The sequence below is a fragment of the Cryomorpha ignava genome (assembly GCF_010686655.1).
Lineage (GTDB): Bacteria > Bacteroidota > Bacteroidia > Flavobacteriales_D > Cryomorphaceae > Cryomorpha > Cryomorpha ignava.
This window is the reverse complement of record NZ_JAAGVY010000115.1, coordinates 1-1502: the sequence shown is the minus strand read 5'-3', so window position 1 is coordinate 1502 and position 1502 is coordinate 1. Positions and strand designations below refer to the sequence as shown.

Sequence of the window (1502 nt, the reverse complement as noted above, 5' to 3'; positions counted from 1 at the left end):
AGTCGCCGATATTTGCTTGAAGGGCTGGACAATCATAAATGATCGTTCCGGCACATCCGCAATCCGCACCAACTACGTCGTTTTCAGTGTCAGCATTTCCATCATCACATGAGTCGCCGATATTTGCCTGAAGGGCTGGACAATCGTAAATGATCGTTCCGGCACATTCACAATTATCGGTAATCATATCGTTTTCAGTATTAGGATCTTCATCATTACAAGTATCACCGATATTTGCTTGAAGATCCTCACAATCATATTCTATTGAGCAGTCTTCCACAGTTACTGTTACAGTCGCCATATTTGAGCAGCTACCAGATGAAATGGTTACAAAATACTCAGTTGAGACACCCGGACTAACCACTATTGATTGTGTCGTTGCACCGTTTGACCATAGATAAGTATATGAACCTCCAGTTGGTAATGCCACAGCGAATAGTTCAACTGATTCTCCTTCACAAATCGTTAAGCAAGAAGGAATATCTCCAAGCTGAGGTCCGAGTGGTAGAGTTAGATTGAAGTCACTATGACCTGAATTCTCGGTAAATGCTAGTCCATTTGTAGGATTGCTTACAATCTCTACATCCATCCATCCACTGGCCCCATACACATTCATATCGTTTTCGTTGGCTCCCGTTCCAATTTGGAATGATGGACCCATTCTAGTGAGGTTGACTACTGCTCCTGCAAGATCACCAGTGCCAATTAAAGTACCGTTTGTAGAAGTGTAATAGTACCAGTCTGTGTTATCAACATCCTCGCTACATGGACCACCAGTTTCTTTTGGAGACAGGGGAGGGGCGGTATATGTTCTTCCGCCAAAGACAACATTAAAGTCGAAGCTTAAATTTGGATCTTCATTGTTTACAAATGAACCAGTAAAGAATGCAGAACCACTTGGATTTTCTACAAAGCTACCATCTACAATAGACCAATGCGCGTTAACATCATATGCGCTTAGCAAGTTATTTGTCCAGAATGCATATCCGAAAGAATAACAACCAGTAGCATTAGATACAGAACCGTCACCGTTCAACAATTGCGTTGGATCAAAGTCACACACAATATCAACAAGTGGTGTTATTGATGGTTCGATTGTCACTTCACAGTCGTCAAAACATCCATTTGCGTCTGTAACAACAACAGAATACGTTCCTGCACCGAGTCCGGAAATAGTAGCGGTAGTTGCTCCATTAGACCATAAGTAAGAGAACGGTGATGCTCCACCAGCAGGGGTAACTGTGGCAGAAGCTGATTCACCACAAAGTCCGTCTTGACCAGTGCATTCAGCAGTCAGTTGAGGCTCGTTTTCAATCGATACACTACAAGAATCAGAACAACCGGTTAGATTATCAGTAACAACCACAGAGTAAGTTCCATCTACAAGACCAGAGATCGAAGCCGTTGTTGAGTCGTTACTCCATGCGTAAGTATAAGAACCATCGCCGCTCAATACAGCAACTGATGCCGAACCAAGTTCGCCACATTGTCCATTTTCAGAA

At 42.9% G+C, this 1502-nt stretch carries 1 pseudogene; it reads right to left on the bottom strand.

The annotated features are described in order from the left end of the window. A pseudogene (locus tag G3O08_RS20625) lies at window positions 1–1502 on the bottom strand (hypothetical protein); the annotation flags it as partial.